Origin of the sequence: Pseudomonas imrae (assembly GCF_046352735.2) — a bacterium.
GTDB classification, from domain to species: domain Bacteria; phylum Pseudomonadota; class Gammaproteobacteria; order Pseudomonadales; family Pseudomonadaceae; genus Aquipseudomonas; species Aquipseudomonas imrae.
Genome location: NZ_CP110853.2, coordinates 886,515 through 906,774, shown reverse-complemented (window position 1 = coordinate 906,774; position 20,260 = coordinate 886,515). Strand labels below are relative to the sequence as shown.

Below are 20,260 nucleotides of genomic sequence, written 5' to 3'. Positions count from 1 at the left end.
CACGCTAGGTTTAATGTAATCGCCCGACGCCATGTGTTGGCGTTGACGCAGTTGGCCGGAACCCGCCCTTTTATAACATCAGCTATAAAAGCTGGACGTTCCGGGCTTTCAAGTGTCTTAAAGGCAGTCCCAGTAATAAAAGGAAACCCGCAGCGATGGCGTATTACCGCACTCCCCACGACGTTACCGCTCTGCCCGCCTGGCAAGCGCTCAATCAACATCGCCAAGCCATGCAGGATTTCAGCATGCGCGAAGCCTTTAATGCCGATCCCCAGCGCTTCAATCAGTTCACCTTGAGCAGCTGCGGACTTTTCCTCGATTACTCGAAAAACCTGATCACCCAAGAAACCCGCGACCTGCTGGTGGGCCTGGCCAAGGAAGTCGACCTGCAAGGCGCGATCAAGGCATTGTTCGACGGCGACCCCGTCAACTCCTCCGAAGGCCGCCCGGCGCTGCATACCGCGTTGCGCCGCCCAGTGGGTGACAAGCTGTCGGTCAACGGCACGAATATCATGCCCGACGTGCACAAAGTGCTGAACCAGATCACCGATCTGGTGGGTCGCATCCACGACGGCCTGTGGCGCGGCTACACCGAGAAGCCGATTACCGACGTGGTCAATATCGGTATCGGTGGTTCGTTCCTTGGTCCCGAGCTGGTGTCTGAAGCGCTGTTGTCCTACGCCCACAAAGGCGTGCGCTGCCACTACCTGGCGAACATCGACGGCAGCGAGTTCCACGAACTGACCATGAAGCTGCGGGCCGAAACCACGCTGTTTATCGTCTCGTCGAAATCCTTCAATACCCTGGAAACCTTGAAAAACGCCCAGGCCGCCCGCGCCTGGTACCTGGCCCAGGGTGGCTCGGAAGCCGAGCTGTATCGTCACTTCATTGCCGTATCCAGCAACAATGCCGCTGCCGTGGCCTTTGGTATCCGCGAAGAGAACATCTTCCCGATGTGGGACTGGGTAGGCGGCCGTTATTCGCTGTGGTCGGCCATTGGCTTACCGATCGCACTGGCCATCGGCATGTCCAACTTCAAGGAGTTGCTGTCTGGGGCCTACACCATGGACCAGCATTTCCAGAGCGCGCCATTCGAACAGAACATGCCGGTGCTGCTGGCGTTGCTTGGCGTGTGGTACGGCAATTTCTGGGGCGCGCAAAGCCACGCGATCCTGCCGTATGACCACTATCTGCGGAACATTACCAAGCACCTGCAGCAACTGGACATGGAATCCAACGGCAAGAGCGTACGCCAGGACGGCACTCCAGTGGCCACCGATACTGGCCCGGTAATCTGGGGCGGTGTGGGCTGCAACGGTCAGCACGCCTACCACCAACTCTTGCACCAAGGCACCCAACTGATCCCGGCCGACTTTATTGTGCCGATCGTCAGCTTCAACCCGGTCTCCGACCACCATCAATGGCTGTATGCCAACTGCTTGTCGCAAAGCCAGGCACTGATGCTGGGCAAGACCCGCAGCGAAGCCGAGACCGAGCTGCGCGAAAAAGGCCTGAGTGAAGACGAAGTGCAGAAACTGGCACCCCACAAGGTGATTCCAGGCAACCGGCCGAGCAACACGTTGGTGGTGGAACGTATCAGCCCGCGTCGTCTGGGCGCGCTGGTGGCGATGTATGAGCACAAAGTGTTCGTGCAAAGCGTCATCTGGGGCATCAACGCCTTTGACCAATGGGGCGTGGAGCTGGGCAAGGAACTGGGCAAAGGCGTCTACAACCGTCTGACCGGCAGCGAGGAAACATCTGCCGAAGATGCTTCGACCCAGGGCTTGATCAACTACTTCCGCGGTCGCCACCGCGGTTGATGTAAAGCCCCCAAGGCCAACGTTCGTTTGGACGTTGGCCTTGAACCCACCCGCCGCAGGGTGCATCTTTATCTCTTGTCGCACATAACAAGAATAAGGATCCCTCATGTTCGATATCAGCACTTTCCCCAAGGCCGATGCCGTCCGCCAGGCTGCGCAACTCAGTCAAGAGGACTACCAGCGCCTCTACCGCCAGTCCATTGAACAGCCGGAAACTTTCTGGGCCGAACAGGCCAAGGGACTCCTCGACTGGATCAAACCCTGGACCAGCGTCCACCAATCGAATATCCAGACCGGCGAGGCCCATTGGTTTGCCGGCAGCCAGTTGAACGTCAGTTACAACTGCATAGATCGCCACCTACCCCAACGCGCTGATCAACCCGCGTTTATCTGGGAGGGCGACGATCCGTCCAAATCGTCGCGAATCACTTACCGCCAACTTCATCAAAACGTCTGCCGCCTGGCCAATGTGCTGAAAAGCCGTGGCGTGAAGAAAGGGGATCGCGTCTGCATTTATATGCCGATGATTCCCGAAGCGGCCTACGCGATGCTCGCCTGTACCCGTATCGGTGCCGTGCATTCCGTCGTCTTCGGTGGATTCTCGCCGGATGCCCTGCGCGACCGAATCCTCGATGCCGATTGCCGTACCGTGATCACCGCCGACGAAGGCGTGCGTGGCGGCAAACCTGTCGCCCTGAAACAAAACGTCGACAGAGCATTGGCCAGTTACCCGGATGTCAGCTTGGTGCTGGTGGTAGAGCGAACCGGCGTGCCAATCAATTGGGTTGAAGGTCGCGACCTCAAGTATCAGCAGGCACTGGAAGCGGCGAGCGATGATTGCCCACCGCAACCGATGGGCGCCGAAGACCCGCTGTTTATCCTCTATACCTCCGGCAGCACCGGCAAACCCAAAGGCGTATTGCACACGACCGCTGGTTATCTGCTGCAAGCGGCGATGACCTTCAAGTACGTGCTCGACTACCGCGACGGTGAGGTGTTCTGGTGTACCGCCGATGTCGGCTGGGTTACCGGTCACAGCTACATCGTCTATGGGCCACTGGCCAATGGCGCGACATCGTTGATGTTCGAGGGGGTACCGAGCTACCCGGACAGCTCACGTTTCTGGCAAGTGATCGACAAGCACCATGTCAATATCTTCTATACCGCCCCCACCGCACTGCGCGCGTTGATGCGTGAGGGCCACGGCCCACTTGAAAGCACCTCGCGCGCCAGCCTGCGATTACTGGGCAGCGTCGGAGAACCAATCAACCCCGAAGCGTGGGACTGGTACTTCAATGCCGTCGGCGAGCAGCGCTGCCCGATCGTCGATACCTGGTGGCAGACCGAAACCGGCGGCATCATGCTCAGCCCGCTGGTCAGCGCAAAACGAATCAAACCCGGTTGTGCGACCCGGCCAATGTTTGGTGTTGAACCCGTCCTGCTGGACGAACAAGGCAAGGAAATCAGCGGTGCCGGCAGTGGCGTGCTGGCCATAAAATCCAGTTGGCCAGGACAGATCCGCAGCGTCTACGGTGATCCGCAGCGGATGATCGACACCTACTTCAAACCCTATCCCGGTTATTACTTTACCGGCGATGGCGCTCGGCGGGACGAGGACGGTGACTATTGGATCACTGGGCGAATCGACGACGTGATCAACGTCTCCGGCCACCGTATCGGCACCGCAGAGGTTGAAAGTGCCCTGGTCCTACACGATAAGGTGGCTGAGGCCGCGGTGGTGGGTTACCCCCATGACCTCAAGGGCCAGGGTATTTACGCCTTCGTCACGCCGATGAACGGCGTCGAACCCAACGACGAGTTGAAAAAGCACCTGCTGGAACTGGTCAGCAAAGAGATCGGCAGCTTCGCCAAGCCGGAGTTGATCCAATGGGCGCCAGCCTTGCCTAAAACCCGTTCAGGCAAGATCATGCGGCGTATCCTGCGCAAGATCGCCTGCAATGAACTGGACAGCCTGGGAGATACCTCGACCCTGGCTGATCCGAGCGTGGTCGATGGCTTGATCGATAAGCGCCTGAACCGATAGGAACCCCAGAGTCACCATGGAATTTCTGCGTAGCCGTATCGAATCCCAGTTGATGAGCCTTACCGGCTTGTCCCTGGGCAATCTGGACCTGGAAAGCCCCAAGGGCGATCCGGGGCTGTTCGGGCCAGACTCGGTAAGCTGGAAAGTCCATGGAGACTTCAGCAGCATGTTGATCGGTGGTATCAGCGCCTTGATGCTGCAAGCGTTGCACCCTCTTGCGCTGGCCGGCGTATGGGACCACTCGAATTTTCGCCAGGACATGCTCGGCCGCCTCCGGCGCACTTCACAGTTTATTTCCGGCACCACATTCGGCTCGCGCCGCGACGCCGAGTGGCTGATCGAGAAAGTGCGCACCATCCACCTGCAAGTGGTTGGCCATGCACCTGACGGGCGCGCTTATGCGGCCAGCGACCCTGACTTGCTGACCTGGGTGCATGTCGCCGAGGTCAGCAGCTTCCTTGCTGCACACCTGCGTTACCGAAACCCGGACCTGTCGACCCGGGATCAGGATCGGTACTACAGCGAAATTGCCCTGGTTGCCGAGCGACTGGGTGCACGCCAGGTACCGAGCTCACGGCAGGAGGTTGCTGATTACCTGCAACATATTCGCCCGCAACTGCTGTGTGATGAACGTAGCCATGAAGTGTTGCGCCTACTGCTTGCTGCACCCGCTCCGAGCACGCTGGCCAAGCCGTTCGGTTCGCTGATGATGCAAGCCGGCATTGACCTACTGCCGGACTGGGCCAGCAACATGCTTGGGCAGCAGCAAAGCCCGATACAACGCCAACTGATCCGCGCCGGCGTCAGACGCAGCGCACCGCTCTTGCGTTGGGCAATGCGCAATGGCTCGGTACAGCGCGCGCATCGGCGAATGGGGCTGCTGTAGACGCTGCCCCATAGCTGCTAAACTCCTGCGCCCTCATTACCCAGCAAGGCGCGCTCCATGTCTTCCCTGAATCAGGCGCTGCGCGCCGCTCTCGATCATCGTCAAGACCTGCTCGCCGAGCTGCATGCCCAAGGCACCGACTGTTACCGATTGTTCCATGGTAGCCAGGAAGGCGCCGGCGGCTTGACCATCGACCGCTATGGTCCGCAACTGTTGGTACAGAGCTTTCACCAATCCCTGGAAAACGAGGCCCTGCTGCAACTGCATCAGTTGGTTAACCAGCACCTTGGCCTTGAGCTGCTGCTGGTCTACAACGACCGCTCCCGGGGCAACTCACGTATTGATCGCGAAGACACGGTTTACCGCGCCGAGGCCGCTGCCCTGGAAGACTTGGTCGGCCATGAATGGGGCCTCAATTATCGCGTACGTGGCCGCCATGCCGGGCAGGACCCGTTGCTATTCCTTGACCTGCGGAATACGCGCGGCTGGGTCAAGGCACACAGTGCCGGCAAAAGTGTGCTGAACCTGTTCGCCTACACCTGTGGCGTAGGCCTGAGCGCAGCGGCCGGTGGTGCCCGTGAAGTGTGCAACCTGGATTTTGCCGAGGGCAACCTGGCGGTCGGTCGCGAAAACGGTGTACTGAACCCGCAACTACCACAAATGCAGTTTGTACAATCGGACTACTTCCCCGCAATCCGCCAACTGGCAGGCCTGCCGATTACCCAGCGTCGCGGCCAGAAACTGCCCAGCTACCCACGCCTGGAACAACGCCAATATGACTTGGTGCTGCTCGACCCTCCGGCGTGGGCCAAAAGCGCCTTTGGTACTGTCGACTTGCTGCGCGACTACCAAAGCCTGCTCAAGCCGGCGCTGTTGGCAACAGCCGATAACGGCGTGCTGATCTGTTGCAACAACCTGGCGAAAGTCAGCATGGACGATTGGCGCGACCAGGTACTGCGTTGCGCCGAAAAGGCCGGGCGAGCGGTGCGTGAGTGGAAAATCATGACACCCGGCGCCGATTTCCCCTCCCAGGACCAGCAACCTCCGCTGAAGACCCTGATCCTGCAACTGTAGGAATTTTCCCAAGCAGCCTGGTGAAGCGTAATAAACGCGCGGTTCTTCGGAACCGCAAACCCGTGCCATACTCCAAGGCACTCTTTGATCGACATAGATGGCGTCACACATGCCCAAAGGATTGATTCGCGCCACTGGCGCCTTGCTGACCGCCCTTGCACTCTACAGTTTGCTGGGTTTCCTGATCTTACCTGGCATTGCGCTTCGCGTGGCCAACCAACAGTTGGCCAACTATGCCACGGTGCCCGCCCGTATCGAGCGTATCGAGCTGAACCCCTTCAGCCTTGAGCTGACCCTCTGGGGGCTCAAGATCGGCGAGCCGGGCAAGGAACAGGTCGGCTTCGAGCGCCTCTATGCCAACCTGCAGATCGACAGTCTCTGGACCAAGGCCCTGCATCTGACCGACGTGCAGCTGGACAAGCCAAAGACCGAAGTACTGTTCGACAAATCCGGCACGCTCAACCTGGCGCAATTGTTCAAACTGCCTGCCAGCGAACCTACCCCGGATGATCCCGAGAGCAAACCATTCCCACTGCGCATCGAACGCATCAAGCTGGCCGGTGGATACGTCCACTTCGAGGACTTGCGCCCCAGCGAACCCATCGAATTTCTCTACGACACACTCGACTTCGAGCTGAAAAACCTCAGTACGCTGCCCGAAGACAATGCCGACATGACACTGGTTGCAGCCGGCCCCGACGGCGGCCAGATCGACTGGACCGGAAACTTCAGCCTGGTGCCCATCGCCTCGCAGGGCACGCTGAAAGTCACCGACGGCAAGATGAAGGCCTGGTGGCCGTACGTGCGTGACGCCCTGCCACTGGTATTGGAAGACGGTGTGCTGAATTTCAGCACCGACTACAAGCTGAGCCTGGCCAAAGAAACCGAACTGAACCTGACCAATACCGCTGCAAGCATTGCTCCCTTTGCAATCAAGGCGCCAGATGGCCGGCCTCTGGCACGCCTGGAGCGCCTGGACATCAGCGAAACGTCCATAGACCTGGCCAAGCAGCAGGTTGTCGTCGGCAAGATCCGCAGCAACAAGCTCGAAACCTGGGCCGCACGTGAAGCCGACGGCCAACTGGATTGGCAGAAGCTGTTCGCCAGCCAGCCGAGCAAGCCAGCTGCAGCCCCTGAACCTGCGAGCACTCCCGCGACAGCCGACTCCCCGAAACCTGAACCCGCAGCACCGGGCAAGCCTTGGCAAGTACTGCTAAAGGACGTCCAACTGCGCAATTACCACGTGCATCTGGCAGACCGCCAGGTAAAACCTGCGGTGGCGTTGGAGCTTGGCCCGCTGAATGTCGACGTACAAAATTTCGACAGCCTCAACCAAAGCCCTTTCACGCTCAAGATCGACTCTGGCCTGGGTAAACAGGGCAAGATCCAGGCGAGCGGCCTGGTTAACCTGAACCCAGTCAGCGCCAAGCTGAAAGTTGACACCAAAGATATCGACCTGCGGGTTGCCCAGTCCTATATCAGTCCGTTCATACGCCTGGAACTGCGTAGCGGCATGCTGGGCAGCAACCTGGATGTAAACCTCAAGGGAACCGAACCCTTGGCGCTGCAAATCACTGGCCGTGCGCAGGTAGATCAGCTACACACTCTGGATACCCTCAAGACCCGTGACTTCCTCAAATGGCAGCGCCTGGTCATTGAAGGCTTGAACTATCAGCACGGTAACAGTGTGTCGATCGACAAGGTCAACCTGCTGCAACCCTATGCCCGTTTCATGATCAACGATGATCGCACCACCAACATCGATGACCTGTTGATTCCCCAACCGGCCGACAGTGGCGCCAAATCAGCCTCCAAATCCACTGCAGGCAACGAGAAGCCCCTGGGCATTCATATCGGCCAGATTGCGATCAATGACGGCTCGGCCAACTTTGCCGACTTCAGCCTGACCCCTAACTTCGCCACCGCAATCCAGCAACTGAACGGCAAGATCGGCACCATCGACAGCCGTCAGGCCAAACCTGCCAGCGTCGACATCAAAGGCAAGGTTGACCGCTATGCACCCGTGACCATCAAGGGTAGCGTGAACCCGTTTGACCCGATGGCAGCGCTGGACATCGCCACCAGCTTCAAGCGGGTCGAACTGACCACCCTGACGCCCTACTCGGGCAAGTTTGCCGGGTTCCGTATCCGCAAGGGTCGACTTAACCTTGATCTGCACTACATCATCACCAAAGGCCAGTTGAAAGCCGAGAACAAGGTGGTAGTGGAGCAACTGCAATTGGGCGAGAAAGTTGACAGCGCGGACGCCGTGGACCTGCCGATTCGCCTGGCGATTGCCTTGCTCAAAGACACCGACGGCAAGATCTCCATCGAGTTGCCAGTGACCGGTGACTTGAACAACCCACAATTCAGCGTGATGCCGATTGTCTGGCAAACCCTGCGCAATCTGGTGGTTCGCGCGGCCACGGCGCCGTTCAAGTTTATCGGTGGGTTGGTAACAGGAGGCGGTTCGCAAGACCTGGGCAACGTGTCGTTCGCAGCCGGCTCCAGCGAGTTGAGCAAGGATGCGCAATCCGCACTGAACAGCCTGTCCAAGGCACTCAAGGAGCGCCCCGCCCTGCGCCTGGAAATCGAAGGTACTGCCGCTGCCAGCAGTGACGGCCCGTTACTGGCCGCTCAACGCCTGGAGCGCGAGTATCAATACAACTACTACAAAATCCTCCAGCGCCGTGGCGACAAGGTTCCGGCCCAGGCTTCACTGCTGGAGGTGCCGGAGGGCGAGAAAGCCCCTCTGCTGGAAGGCATCTACCGTACCCGTCTGAAACAACAACCACCGGCCGAATGGAAAGACCTGAGCCGCGACGAGCGCACGGCGAAGCTGCGCGACGGGCTGATCAAGTTCTGGGGTGCCAGTGACGTGCTGCTACGGAAACTGGGCCAGGATCGAGCCAGCACCATCAAGGATTACCTGGTGGACAAAGGGCAGTTGGAAGACGACAGGGTGTACTTTATCGATGCAAGCCTGGGGCAAGCCGAGAAGGATGGCCGTGTGATCACCCCGATGCATCTGGACGCAGAATAATCACTCGCTGGCAAATTCCCGCCCTTAAATAGAACGGGCCCCGACACTAGTGCCGGGGCCCGTAATGACCACATCCATATGGTCGTCGCATGAACCGGTAAGGTGCATTAAGCGGACATCTGACTCGCTCGTGGCCGCCGTTGCTTGGTTCAGTCGAATGGTTGCACGTTACTCTGCTTTCAGGCCGTCGGCCGATACAGCTTTAACGCCTTTGATTTTCTTCGTGATTGCTACTGCCGTTTCCTTCTGCGACTCGGTTACAGCGACACTCGAGGACAGGGAAACCACACCTTTATTGGTTTCAACCTTGATGTCGGTGCCAGGAATACCTTTTTCGGTTACCAGGTCAGCTTTGACTTTGGTGGTGATCCAGGTATCAGAGGTAGTTTCTTTAGCTTTATCGACATTGTCAGCCTTGGCAGCACCACCGGCCATCAGGCCATCAGCCGACACAGCGCTCACACCTTTGATTTTCCCGGTGATTTCTACAGCTTTAGCTTTCTGCGAATCAGAGATCGCGACGTCCGAGGACAGGGAAACCACACCTTTATTGGTTTCAACCTTGATATCGGTGCCAGGGATATCTTTCTCGGTCAGCAGGTCAGCTTTGACTTTGGTGGTGATCCAAGTGTCTGAAGTCGACTCCTTAGCTTTAGTCAGTTCACCTGCCGCCAGTGTCATAGGAGCCTGGGAAGGTTGAGCGAAGGCCGCGTTAGCCATTGCCAGGGTCAGAGCTGTAGCAGTTGCAGTAGCGAGAGCGAACTTCTTCATACGAGTAACTCCTGTTTTATCGAAAGCCTGCAGCGCTTAAACCTTGATGCGGCAGGATTACAAGTGATATTGCAGGCAGTGTGCCAAGTCGCACCTAAAAATTAATCCTTATAAAACAACAACTTAAAAAACACACATTTTACGAAATCGTGCAACTTGCATGAAGGTGCCCGTACCTGCATGCAAGTTGCAGGTTGAGAAAAGCTAAGCATCTGATTCCATTCATTTTCCGGGCCCATAAAAAAAGGACTCCGAAGAGTCCTTTTTCAGCGTAAAGCGAAGGGTGATTAAACGCCCGAGGCCTTGGCTGCCGCTACGTCCTTGATGGAGAGCTTGATACGGCCGCGGTTGTCCACGTCCAGTACCAGCACTTCCACTTCCTGGCCTTCTTTCAGAATGTCGGTCACTTTCTCGACGCGAGCATCGCTCAGCATGGAAATGTGAACCAGACCGTCTTTGCCTGGCAGGATGTTGACGAATGCGCCGAAATCGACGATACGCTCAACCTTGCCCACGTAGATCTTGCCAATCTCGGCCTCGGCAGTGATGCCCAGGACGCGCTGACGTGCAGCTTCAGCAGCTTCCTTGGATTCGCCAAAGATCTTGATCGAACCGTCGTCTTCGATATCGATCGAAGCCTTGGTTTCTTCACAGATCGCACGGATCGTCGCACCACCTTTACCGATGACATCACGGATTTTGTCGGTGTCGATTTTCATCGCGATCATGGTCGGAGCATTTTCCGACAGCTCGGTGCGGGACTGGCCAATGATCTGGTTCATCTGGCCGAGGATGTTCAGGCGCGCTTCCAGGGCTTGGCCCAGAGCGATTTCCATGATCTCTTCGGTGATGCCCTTGATCTTGATGTCCATCTGCAGCGCGGTAACACCCTTGGCGGTACCGGCTACCTTGAAGTCCATGTCGCCCAGGTGATCTTCGTCACCCAGGATGTCGGTCAGGATGGCGAACTTCTCACCTTCTTTAACCAGACCCATCGCGATACCGGCAACTGGCGCCTTCATCGGTACACCGGCATCCATCAGCGCCAGGGAAGCACCGCAGACCGAAGCCATGGAGCTGGAACCGTTGGACTCAGTGATTTCCGACACAACACGAATGGTGTACGGGAACACGTCAGCAGCCGGCAGCATCGCCTGAACCGAGCGACGAGCCAGACGACCGTGACCGATTTCACGACGACCAGCACCGCCCATGCGACCACACTCACCCACCGAGAACGGAGGGAAGTTGTAGTGCAGCATGAAGGGGTCTTTTTTCTCGCCTTCCAGGGTGTCCAGCAACTGTGCGTCACGGGCAGTGCCCAGGGTTGCAACTACCAGGGCCTGGGTTTCACCACGGGTGAACAGCGCCGAACCGTGAGTCTTCGGCAAAACACCGACTTCGATGTTCAACGGACGTACGGTGCGGGTGTCGCGGCCGTCGATACGTGGCTTGCCGTTAACGATGTTTTCGCGAACGGTGCGGTATTCGATTTCACCGAAGGCCGCTTTGACTTCGCTGGAAGAAGGCTGGCCTTCTTCACCGGACAGCTTGGCAACAACCTGGTCCTTCAGCTCACCCAGGCGAGCGTAACGGTCAGCCTTGATGGTGATGGTGTAGGCATCGGAAATCGCAGCGCCGAACTCGGAGCGGATAGCGCCCAGCAATGCGGTGGCTTCCGGGGCTGCTTTCCAGTCCCAAATTGGCTTGGCAGCTTCGGCGGCCAGTTCTTTAACGGCGTTGATCACAACCTGGAACTCGTCGTGAGCAAACAGTACAGCGCCCAGCATCTGGTCTTCGGTCAGCTCTTTGGCTTCCGACTCAACCATCAACACGGCTTCCGAGGTACCGGCAACGACCATGTCCAGGCTTGACGCTTTCAGTTGCTCGTAAGTCGGGTTCAACAGGTAGCCGGTGCTTTCGTGGAAAGCAACGCGGGCAGCGCCGATCGGACCATCAAAAGGAATACCAGAGATGGCCAGGGCAGCCGAGGTACCGATCATTGCAGCGACGTCCGGATCGGTTTTCTTGCTGGTGGAGAGAACGGTGCAGACAACCTGCACTTCGTTCATGAAGCCTTCTGGGAACAGCGGACGGATCGGACGGTCGATCAGTCGGGAAGTCAGGGTTTCTTTCTCGGAAGGACGGCCTTCGCGCTTGAAGAAACCGCCAGGGATCTTACCGGCAGCGTAAGTCTTTTCCTGGTAGTGAACAGACAGCGGGAAGAAGCCCTTGCCTGGATCGGCTTGCTTGGCACCGACAACGGTCACCAATACGCTGACGTCGTCGTCAACGGTGACCAGCACTGCGCCGGAGGCTTGACGGGCGATACGGCCTGTCTCGAGGGTAACGGTCGACTGACCGAACTGAAATTTTTTGATAACCGGGTTCACGGTGTCCTACCTTCTTTGTGGCTCTTGGGGAACTTGTCTTCTTGCGAAATTCTTGGGCAATGTCGGGAGTCGGCCCAACCCTTGTCCAGGGTAAAACGTGTATCCAGATAAAACTTGAGGCTGGGAGCCTGCCATGGGCCAGCGGGAACCCCACCGACACACGACAGACAACCAACCTCTAGCGCAATCGCTTATTAGCGACGCAGACCCAGGCGACCGATCAGAGTCTGATAACGACCCAGATCCTTGCCTTTCAGGTAGTCCAGCAGCTTGCGGCGCTGGTTTACCATGCGGATCAGACCACGACGGGAGTGGTGATCTTTACCGTTGGCCTTGAAGTGACCTTGCAGTTTGTTGATGTTGTGGGTCAGCAGTGCAACTTGCACTTCTGGCGAACCAGTGTCACCAACAGCTTGCTGATAGTCAGCTACGATTTGTGCTTTTTCTTGAACGTCGAGAGCCATGAGGCAATCCTTTTTTCAGGAAACCACCCAAAGGGTGATCTCAACAGGCCAGGGACAAATCCCTGTATCTAAAAATGAGTAGTGACCGTGCCTGTTAACAGCCACCCTCGTCCGGTCATTCTGACCGAATCAGTCGACGCGGCGCGATCCGCCCGTCTTCGCTCACTTCACCGATGCCGATAAAGCGACCGTTATGATCCTGTACACGCACCATGCCGAACTTCGGAGCATCCGGGGCACGTACCGGCTGGCCATTTAGCCAGTAGAACGCGCTGTGTTCCGAAAAATGCAGCAAGGGCCAATCCTGCAAACCACTGTCCGATGGCATCAGGAAACGATCTACCGCTTCGTTGCCACCTTCGGCATGCACTGCTTCCAACTCTTCCAGCGTGACCGTTTGAGCCAGGGTGAAAGGGCCGGCCTGGGTGCGTCGCAACTCAGCAACGTACGCACCGCAACCAAGTTGCTCACCAATATCTTCCACCAGGGTACGGATATAGGTGCCTTTGCTGCAGTCCACCGCCAACCGGGCAGTGTCACCTTCACAGGCGAGCAATTCCAAGCGCGCAATAGTAACAGAACGCGGTTCGCGCTCCACTACTTCACCGGCACGCGCCAGCTTGTATAGAGGCTGGCCGTCACGCTTGAGAGCCGAGTACATCGGCGGTATCTGACTGATTTTCCCGCGAAAAGCAGGTAAAGCGGCCTCGATATCAGCACGACCAACGGTCACCTCGCGAACCTGCAAAACATCACCTTCGGCGTCGGCCGTGGTGGTGGTCTTGCCCAATTGCATCAGGGTTTCATAACCCTTGTCGGAATCGAGCAGGTATTGCGAGAACTTGGTGGCCTCGCCAAAGCATAATGGCAATACACCAGTAGCCAAGGGATCGAGACTGCCGGTGTGCCCTGCCTTCTCGGCATTGAGCAGCCAGCGGACTTTCTGCAACGCGGCATTGGAGGTAAAGCCAATGGGCTTATCGAGCAGAATGATCCCGCTGACGTTACGACGGATACGCTTGACCTGAGCCACCGCTTACTCCTTGGCGTCTTCAGGTGTGGACGGGTGCTGATTGCCTTCAGCCACCGCACGCTCGATCAATGCAGACAGGTGCGCACCACGCACGACGCTTTCGTCGTAGTGGAAATGCAACTGAGGCACGCTACGCAGCTTCATCTCGCGGGCCAACTGCATGCGCAGGAAGCCTGCGGCAGAGTTGAGCACCTTGATGCTTTGCGCGATTTCTTCGCTGTTGTCCTGGCCCATCACGGTGATGAAGATCTTGGCGTGACCAACGTCACGGCTCACTTCAACGGCGGTGATGGTGACCAGGCCAACCCGTGGATCCTTGACTTCCCGACGGATCAGTTGTGCCAGCTCACGCTGCATCTGATCGCCGATACGTTGGGTGCGGCTGTATTCTTTTGCCATGTCTTGTTACCTGTTACTGCCACACGGTGAAACCCGTGGGGTCTGAAAGCGGCAAACGCCCGGCCTGACAAAAGCCAGACCGGGCGTTGCGTTTAGAGTCCGGACACTGCGCGGGGCATTTGCATGCCCACACGCGGCGTGGCCCTTGAAGTGCGCGAGTTAGAGGCTGCGAGCAACCTGAACCTTCTCGTAGACTTCGATCTTGTCGCCAGGCTTGACGTCGTTGTAGCTCTTGACGCCGATACCGCATTCCATGCCGGCACGTACTTCGGAAGCGTCATCCTTGAAGCGACGCAGGGATTCCAGCTCGCCTTCAAAGATAACGATGTCTTCACGCAGTACACGGATTGGACGATTGCGGTGCACGGTACCTTCGATAACCATGCAACCTGCGATCGCACCGAATTTCGGCGAGCGGAACACGTCACGGACTTCAGCAATACCCAGGATATTTTCCCGAACGTCACTGCCAAGCATGCCGGTAAGGGCCTTCTTGACGTCTTCGATGATGTCGTAGATGACGTTGTAGTAACGCATGTCCAGGCCTTCCTGCTCGACGATCTTGCGAGCGCCAGCATCGGCACGCACGTTGAAGCCGAACAGTACAGCGTTGGAAGCCAGTGCCAGGTTGGCGTCGGATTCGGTGATACCACCGACACCGCCACCGACAACACGCACTTGCACTTCGTCGTTACCCAGGCCATTCAAGGCGCCGTTCAACGCTTCGAGGGAACCACGGACGTCAGATTTGAGGACGATGTTGAGCGTCTTCTTCTCTGCCTGCCCCATGTTTTCGAAGATGTTTTCCAGCTTGCCGGCGTGAGCACGAGCCAGTTTGACTTCGCGGAACTTGCCTTGACGGAACAGAGCCACTTCACGGGCTTTCTTCTCGTCGGCAACCACGCTCATCTCGTCGCCAGCGTCCGGAGTACCGTCCAGGCCGAGAATCTCGACAGGGATGGATGGGCCGGCTTCCTTGATTGGCTTGCCGTTCTCGTCGAGCATGGCACGTACACGGCCATAGTTCGAACCAACCAGAACCATGTCGCCCTGGCGCAGCGTACCGTCTTGAACCAGAACGGTTGCAACCGGGCCACGGCCCTTGTCAAGACGCGATTCAACCACAACACCGCGACCTGGGGCCGATGGGGTTGCTTTCAGTTCGAGAACTTCAGCTTGCAGCAGGACTGCTTCAAGCAGTTCGTCTACACCTGTACCGACTTTCGCCGATACCGAAACGAATGGCGTATCACCGCCCCACTCTTCGGAAGTTACGCCGTGAACCGAAAGCTCGCTACGGATGCGATCGAGATCAGCGCCCGGCTTGTCGATCTTGTTCACTGCAACAACCAGCGGAACACCAGCGGCCTTGGCGTGCTGGACAGCTTCAATGGTCTGCGGCATCACGCCGTCGTCCGCTGCAACTACCAGAATCACGATATCCGTTGCCTTGGCACCACGAGCACGCATTGCGGTAAACGCAGCGTGACCAGGGGTGTCGAGGAAGGTGACCATGCCGCGCTCGGTTTCAACGTGGTATGCACCAATGTGCTGGGTGATACCGCCGGCTTCGCCAGCAGCTACCTTGGCACGACGGATGTAGTCGAGCAGCGAGGTCTTACCATGGTCAACGTGGCCCATTACGGTCACAACTGGCGCACGGGAGAACGTCTCACCTTCAAACTTCAGGGACTCGGCCAGGGAGTCTTCCAGGGCGGTGTCGCTGACCAGGGTCACTTTGTGGCCCAGCTCTTCGGCTACCAGTTGAGCAGTTTCCTGATCAAGCACCTGGTTGATGGTCGCTGGAGTACCCAGTTTGAACATGAACTTGATGATTTCAGCAGCCTTGACCGACATCTGGTTGGCGAGATCGCCAACAGAGATGGTCTCGCCGATCTGCACATCACGCACGACAGGACCGGTTGGGCTCTGGAAACCGTGGGCGTTGCGCTTCTTCAGCTTGGCCTTGCCACGACCACCACGACGGAAGCCATCGCTTTCTTCGTCGGTAGTGCGTGGAGCAACCCGTGGAGCAGGCGCTTTTTCTTTGACAGAGGCACGATGTGGAGCGTTTTTGCGCTCGCCATCGCCACCACCACCGCGACGATTGTTATCGTCAGCACGTGGTTTATCCGGACGACGAGGTTCGTCGCGTTTGCGGGCATCGGCTGCAGGAGCTGGTGCCGGAGCAGCCGGAGTGGCCTCGCGCACAGCTTCTACCGGTGCAGCGACCGCTTCAGTACCAGCAGGTTGCGCAGCAGCAGGCTGGCGACGCGCTTCTTCTTCGGCGCGACGCTTGGCTTCTTCTTCAGCCTTCTGACGAGCAGCGTTTTCTACTGCGCGACGTTCGTCCAACTCGCGTTTGCGCTCGGCTTCGATTTCTTCCGGGCTGCGCTGTACGAAGACTTTCTTCTTGCGTACTTCAACGCTGATGCTCTTGCTGCCAGCAACACGCAGGGTGCTGGTAGTTTTGCGCTGCAGTGTAATCTTGCGCGGTTCTTCCACTTTCGCCTTGTGGCTGCTTTTCAAGTGAGTCAGCAAAGACTGCTTCTCACTGTCGCTCACATGTTCCTCGGCGGCGGTGTGCGGCAGACCTGCCTCACGCATCTGCTGCAACAGGCGCTCTACCGGTGTTTTGACCTCATCGGCCAGTTGTTTCACCGTGACTTGCGTCATGCACTTCTCTCCTCAGGCCGCGCCTAATTACTCGAACCAATGGGCTCGGGCGGCCATGATCAACTTGCCGGCACGATCATCGTCAATGCCGTCGATGTCGAGCAGATCGTCAATAGACTGCTCGGCCAGGTCTTCGCGGGTAATTACGCCGCGCACCGCCAGTTCCATCGCCAAATCCTTGTCCATACCCTCAAGCGAGAGCAGGTCTTCGGCCGGATGGGCGTCTGCCAGCTTTTCCTCAGTAGCGATGGCTTTAGTCAACAAACGATCCTTGGCCCGAGCGCGAAGCTCGTTGACGGTGTCTTCGTCAAAGCCGTCGATGTTGAGCATTTCTTCCAACGGTACGTAGGCAATCTCTTCCAGGCTGGTGAAGCCTTCATCTACCAGCACCTGTGCCAGGTCTTCGTCGACTTCCAGCTCGTCGATGAAGTTGCGCAGGATGTCACCGGTTTCAGCTTGCTGCTTAGCCTGGATGTCCGATTCGGTCATGACGTTCAGGGTCCAGCCGGTCAACTGGCTGGCCAGACGCACGTTCTGACCTCCACGACCAATGGCCTGGGCCAGATTGTCTGCGCCGACGGCGATGTCCATGGCATGGGCATCCTCGTCCACGATAATTGCCGCCACTTCAGCCGGCGACATGGCGTTGATCACGAACTGCGCCGGGTTATCGTCCCACAGCACGATGTCCACACGCTCACCGCCCAACTCGCCCGACACTGCCTGGACGCGCGAACCGCGCATACCGATGCAAGCACCTTGCGGGTCGATGCGCTTGTCCTTGGAGCGAACCGCAATCTTGGCGCGCGAACCCGGATCGCGGGACGCAGCCATGACTTCGATCAGCCCTTCGGCAATTTCCGGCACTTCGATACGGAACAGCTCGATCAGCATTTCCGGCGCAGTACGCGACAGGATCAACTGGGGGCCGCGGTTCTCAGTGCGGATTTCCTTGAGCAGCGCACGCAGACGCACGCCGACACGGAAGGTTTCGCGAGAAATGATGTCTTCGCGGGCCAACAACGCTTCGGCGTTATTACCCAGATCGACGATCACGTTATCGCGGGTGACTTTTTTCACGGTGCCGGAGATGATTTCACCCAGGCGCTCGCGATAGGCGTCAACGACTTGAGCGCGCTCGGCTTCGCGGACCTTTTGCACAATGACCTGCTTGGCGGTCTGTGCAGCAATACGGCCGAACTCGATCGATTCGATCTTATCTTCGACAACATCGCCGACCTTGGCGCCAGGATGCGTTTCAGCAACCTTGCTCGGCCAGGTTTCGATGGCCGGATCATCAAGATCGGCCTCTTCAACTACCGTCCAGCGACGGAAAGTCTCATAGGCACCGGTGTGGCGGTTGATTTCCACACGCAGGTCAACTTCGTCTTCAAAACGCTTTTTGGTAGCAGTGGCCAGGGCCAGCTCCAGCGCTTCAAAAATCACGTTTGCCGGTACGCCCTTTTCATTGGATACCGACTCAACAACCAGCAGTACTTCTTTGCTCATCGTACGCCTCGCCTTTCGCAAGCCATTGGATCCGCGGGATCCGCAGTTTCTGGCACGTCTCAGTCAAAACTGGGAATAATGTTGGCCTTGTCGATCATATCGATCGGCAACAAGAACTCATGGTCTTCTACCTGCACCACGACATCCTGTTCTTCTACACCGCGCAGAAGGCCCTGAAAATTGCGTCGCCCCTCGAAAGGGGAGCGCAGCTTGATCTTCACTTGTTCACCGACATATTTGGCAAACTGCTCGATAGTGAACAGTGGGCGCTCCATGCCAGGCGAGGAAACTTCGAGGGTGTACTCAACGGCAATCGGATCTTCAACATCCAGTACACCACTGATCTGACGGCTGACAATGGCACAATCGTCCACCAGCACACCGCCCTCTTTATCGATATAAACGCGCAACATTGAGTGGCGACCTTGAGCCGAAAACTCAATACCCCAGCATTCATAGCCTAGGGCCACGACCACCGGGGCCAGCAAGGCCTGCAACTCTTCTAGCTTGCTCGACACCTGAACCCCCTCGTGCATGTATGTGCATGCTGTGCAAAATAAAAAAATGGGCGAAACGCCCATCCTTGAAACGCCGTCGAACAGCGGCGTTGAAAGTGTCCAGCTAACAAAAAGCCCCTTAAAAGGGGCTCCGCTAAAACTGGTTGCGGGGGCCGGATTTGAACCGACGACCTTCGGGTTATGAGCCCGACGAGCTACCAGACTGCTCCACCCCGCGACAAAGCTGGGGCGGAAGTATACGACCGATCCCTTACAGGGTCAATGTTACCTCCACCTACAAGAAAGCCCGCAACAGCGGGCTTTCCTGATAATTGGTACCGAGAAGGGGACTCGAACCCCTACACCCTATGGGCACAACCACCTCAAGGTTGCGTGTCTACCAATTCCACCACCTCGGCAATACTGCGTTTACAACCCTTCTTACTTTTGCTCTTGAGCTGGAGGTACGTCAGTCGCTGGAGTAGCCGACTTTTGCTCTTGAAGCACCGGGACATCATCAGAAGCCGGTTTTGCTTTTGGAACTTCCAACACTGCTGGATCTGGCAAACCTGCTTGAGTCAGCACATGAGCTTTCTCTTTAGCAAAGTAACCTAACCCCAAGCTGGTTATGAAGAAACCGGCGGCAAGTATAGCAGTAAACTTACTAAGAAAGGTAGAGGAACCTTGGCTTCCGAACACAGTATTTGAAGCACCTGCCCCGAAAGACGCACCGGCGTCCGCACCTTTACCCTGCTGCAGCAATACCAAGGCAACAACGCCCAGCGCACCCAGCAGATGAAAAACAACGATGACTGTTTCCAGCATTTTTTCAGTTTCCCGCGGCGCGACAAATCGCACCGAACTCATCTGCATTCAGGGAAGCTCCACCAATGAGCCCCCCATCGATATCCGGCATGCCGAACAGTTCGACCGCATTGGCCGCCTTCACGCTGCCGCCGTATAGAAGCCGCACACCTCGCGCGACTTCAGAATTCTCTTCCGCCAACTGGGCGCGAATAGCTGCATGCACATCCTGCGCCTGTTGCGGTGTAGCAGTCAGCCCGGTACCAATGGCCCAGACCGGCTCGTAAGCAATCACTGCCTTTGCAAATGCACCGACACCCAGCTCCTCGATGATGCTGCCAAGCTGACGCGAGACAACTTCAAGAGTTTTGCCTGATTCGCGCTGCTCAAGGGTTTCCCCTATGCACAACACAGGAACCAGGCCACAAGCCTGTGCCGCTGCGAACTTGCGATTGAGTATCCCATCACGCTCGCCCATGATCTGGCGACGCTCGGAGTGCCCGACAAGCACATAGGAACAACCCGCATCGACCAACTGGCTCGGTGCAATCTCACCAGTCAACGCACCTTGCATCGCTTCCACCGCAGAGTTCTGCGCGCCGACCTGGATCGACTTGCCTTTCAAGCCATCAACCACTTGGTTGACATACAAGCAAGGCGGAAACACCGCAATATCAACACCGCTCGGCAAGGCCAGATGACGAAGGCCGTTGATCAGCTCAGCGACACTGGCGCGGGTACCGTGCATTTTCCAGTTACCAGCTACCATAGTGCGACGCATGCTGTACCCCGTCGGTCAAAGTGGGCGCAGATGTTACCCAACCGCATCAACACTGGCAAGCCGAAT

15 protein-coding genes and 2 tRNA genes are annotated in these 20,260 nt (G+C 57.4%); 5 read left to right on the top strand and 12 right to left on the bottom strand.

The genetic code is table 11. The features are described from left to right. Positions 1-155 precede the first annotated feature (155 nt). From pgi to OQ460_RS03975, 5 genes are all read left to right on the top strand, one after another. Complete coding sequence (gene pgi / locus OQ460_RS03995; protein WP_410020598.1) at positions 156-1,820, top strand: glucose-6-phosphate isomerase; 1,665 nt, start codon at positions 156-158, stop codon at positions 1,818-1,820. Between the two features lie 106 nt (positions 1,821-1,926). Next, complete coding sequence (gene acs / locus OQ460_RS03990) at positions 1,927-3,864, top strand: acetate--CoA ligase (protein ID WP_410020597.1); 1,938 nt, start codon at positions 1,927-1,929, stop codon at positions 3,862-3,864. Positions 3,865-3,880: 16 nt separating this feature from the next. After that, complete coding sequence (locus OQ460_RS03985; RefSeq protein ID WP_410020596.1) at positions 3,881-4,750, top strand: oxygenase MpaB family protein; 870 nt, start codon at positions 3,881-3,883, stop codon at positions 4,748-4,750. Positions 4,751-4,807: 57 nt separating this feature from the next. Continuing rightward, positions 4,808-5,824: a class I SAM-dependent rRNA methyltransferase gene (locus tag OQ460_RS03980; protein WP_410020595.1), complete on the top strand. Its 1,017-nt coding sequence runs from the start codon at positions 4,808-4,810 to the stop codon at positions 5,822-5,824. Positions 5,825-5,933: 109 nt separating this feature from the next. Then, positions 5,934-8,867, top strand: coding sequence for a DUF748 domain-containing protein (locus tag OQ460_RS03975; protein WP_410020594.1), 2,934 nt, complete (start codon positions 5,934-5,936; stop codon positions 8,865-8,867). A gap of 168 nt (positions 8,868-9,035) precedes the next feature. Here OQ460_RS03975 and OQ460_RS03970 read toward each other — a convergent pair whose 3' ends face one another. The 12 genes from OQ460_RS03970 to tpiA all read right to left on the bottom strand — a co-directional run bounded on the left by OQ460_RS03970 (position 9,036) and on the right by tpiA (position 20,194). Further along, entirely contained in the window at positions 9,036-9,638 is a 603-nt protein-coding gene (locus OQ460_RS03970) for a BON domain-containing protein (RefSeq protein ID WP_410020593.1), read from the bottom strand. Positions 9,639-9,925: 287 nt separating this feature from the next. After that, positions 9,926-12,031 (bottom strand): polyribonucleotide nucleotidyltransferase, encoded by a 2,106-nt coding sequence (gene pnp, locus OQ460_RS03965; protein WP_410020592.1) that lies wholly within the window; start codon positions 12,029-12,031, stop codon positions 9,926-9,928. Between the two features lie 194 nt (positions 12,032-12,225). Then, on the bottom strand, positions 12,226-12,495 hold the full coding sequence (rpsO, locus tag OQ460_RS03960) for a 30S ribosomal protein S15 (protein WP_003177875.1): 270 nt from the start codon (positions 12,493-12,495) through the stop codon (positions 12,226-12,228). Between the two features lie 115 nt (positions 12,496-12,610). Beyond that, complete coding sequence (gene truB / locus OQ460_RS03955) at positions 12,611-13,528, bottom strand: tRNA pseudouridine(55) synthase TruB (protein ID WP_410020591.1); 918 nt, start codon at positions 13,526-13,528, stop codon at positions 12,611-12,613. 3 nt (positions 13,529-13,531) lie between these two features. Beyond that, entirely contained in the window at positions 13,532-13,927 is a 396-nt protein-coding gene (gene rbfA / locus OQ460_RS03950) for a 30S ribosome-binding factor RbfA (RefSeq protein WP_410020590.1), read from the bottom strand. A 159-nt stretch (positions 13,928-14,086) separates the two neighbouring features. Further along, positions 14,087-16,603 (bottom strand): translation initiation factor IF-2, encoded by a 2,517-nt coding sequence (infB, locus tag OQ460_RS03945; protein WP_410020589.1) that lies wholly within the window; start codon positions 16,601-16,603, stop codon positions 14,087-14,089. 27 nt (positions 16,604-16,630) lie between these two features. After that, a complete protein-coding gene (nusA, locus tag OQ460_RS03940; RefSeq protein ID WP_410020588.1) occupies positions 16,631-18,112 on the bottom strand; it encodes a transcription termination factor NusA in 1,482 nt (493 codons plus the stop codon). A gap of 59 nt (positions 18,113-18,171) precedes the next feature. Continuing rightward, positions 18,172-18,630 (bottom strand): ribosome maturation factor RimP, encoded by a 459-nt coding sequence (gene rimP / locus OQ460_RS03935; RefSeq protein ID WP_032862957.1) that lies wholly within the window; start codon positions 18,628-18,630, stop codon positions 18,172-18,174. A gap of 140 nt (positions 18,631-18,770) precedes the next feature. After that, positions 18,771-18,847: transfer RNA gene (locus OQ460_RS03930), tRNA-Met, on the bottom strand. Positions 18,848-18,942: 95 nt separating this feature from the next. Continuing rightward, a tRNA-Leu gene (locus OQ460_RS03925) sits at positions 18,943-19,028 on the bottom strand. A gap of 22 nt (positions 19,029-19,050) precedes the next feature. Further along, positions 19,051-19,434 (bottom strand): preprotein translocase subunit SecG, encoded by a 384-nt coding sequence (gene secG / locus OQ460_RS03920; protein WP_410021921.1) that lies wholly within the window; start codon positions 19,432-19,434, stop codon positions 19,051-19,053. Positions 19,435-19,438: 4 nt separating this feature from the next. Beyond that, positions 19,439-20,194: a triose-phosphate isomerase gene (gene tpiA, locus OQ460_RS03915; protein WP_410020587.1), complete on the bottom strand. Its 756-nt coding sequence runs from the start codon at positions 20,192-20,194 to the stop codon at positions 19,439-19,441. Positions 20,195-20,260: the final 66 nt, after the last annotated feature.

What these genes read in the sequence shown, in the direction of transcription:
- pgi (WP_410020598.1), top strand. Translation starts at nt 156, where the DNA reads ATGGCGTATTACCGCACTCCCCACGACGTTACCGCTCTGCCCGCCTGG.
- acs (WP_410020597.1), top strand. Translation starts at nt 1,927, where the DNA reads ATGTTCGATATCAGCACTTTCCCCAAGGCCGATGCCGTCCGCCAGGCT.
- OQ460_RS03985 (WP_410020596.1), top strand. Translation starts at nt 3,881, where the DNA reads ATGGAATTTCTGCGTAGCCGTATCGAATCCCAGTTGATGAGCCTTACC.
- OQ460_RS03980 (WP_410020595.1), top strand. Translation starts at nt 4,808, where the DNA reads ATGTCTTCCCTGAATCAGGCGCTGCGCGCCGCTCTCGATCATCGTCAA.
- OQ460_RS03975 (WP_410020594.1), top strand. Translation starts at nt 5,934, where the DNA reads ATGCCCAAAGGATTGATTCGCGCCACTGGCGCCTTGCTGACCGCCCTT.
- OQ460_RS03970 (WP_410020593.1), bottom strand. Translation starts at nt 9,638, where the DNA reads ATGAAGAAGTTCGCTCTCGCTACTGCAACTGCTACAGCTCTGACCCTG.
- rpsO (WP_003177875.1), bottom strand. Translation starts at nt 12,495, where the DNA reads ATGGCTCTCGACGTTCAAGAAAAAGCACAAATCGTAGCTGACTATCAG.
- rbfA (WP_410020590.1), bottom strand. Translation starts at nt 13,927, where the DNA reads ATGGCAAAAGAATACAGCCGCACCCAACGTATCGGCGATCAGATGCAG.
- infB (WP_410020589.1), bottom strand. Translation starts at nt 16,603, where the DNA reads ATGACGCAAGTCACGGTGAAACAACTGGCCGATGAGGTCAAAACACCG.
- nusA (WP_410020588.1), bottom strand. Translation starts at nt 18,112, where the DNA reads ATGAGCAAAGAAGTACTGCTGGTTGTTGAGTCGGTATCCAATGAAAAG.
- secG (WP_410021921.1), bottom strand. Translation starts at nt 19,434, where the DNA reads ATGCTGGAAACAGTCATCGTTGTTTTTCATCTGCTGGGTGCGCTGGGC.
- tpiA (WP_410020587.1), bottom strand. Translation starts at nt 20,194, where the DNA reads ATGCGTCGCACTATGGTAGCTGGTAACTGGAAAATGCACGGTACCCGC.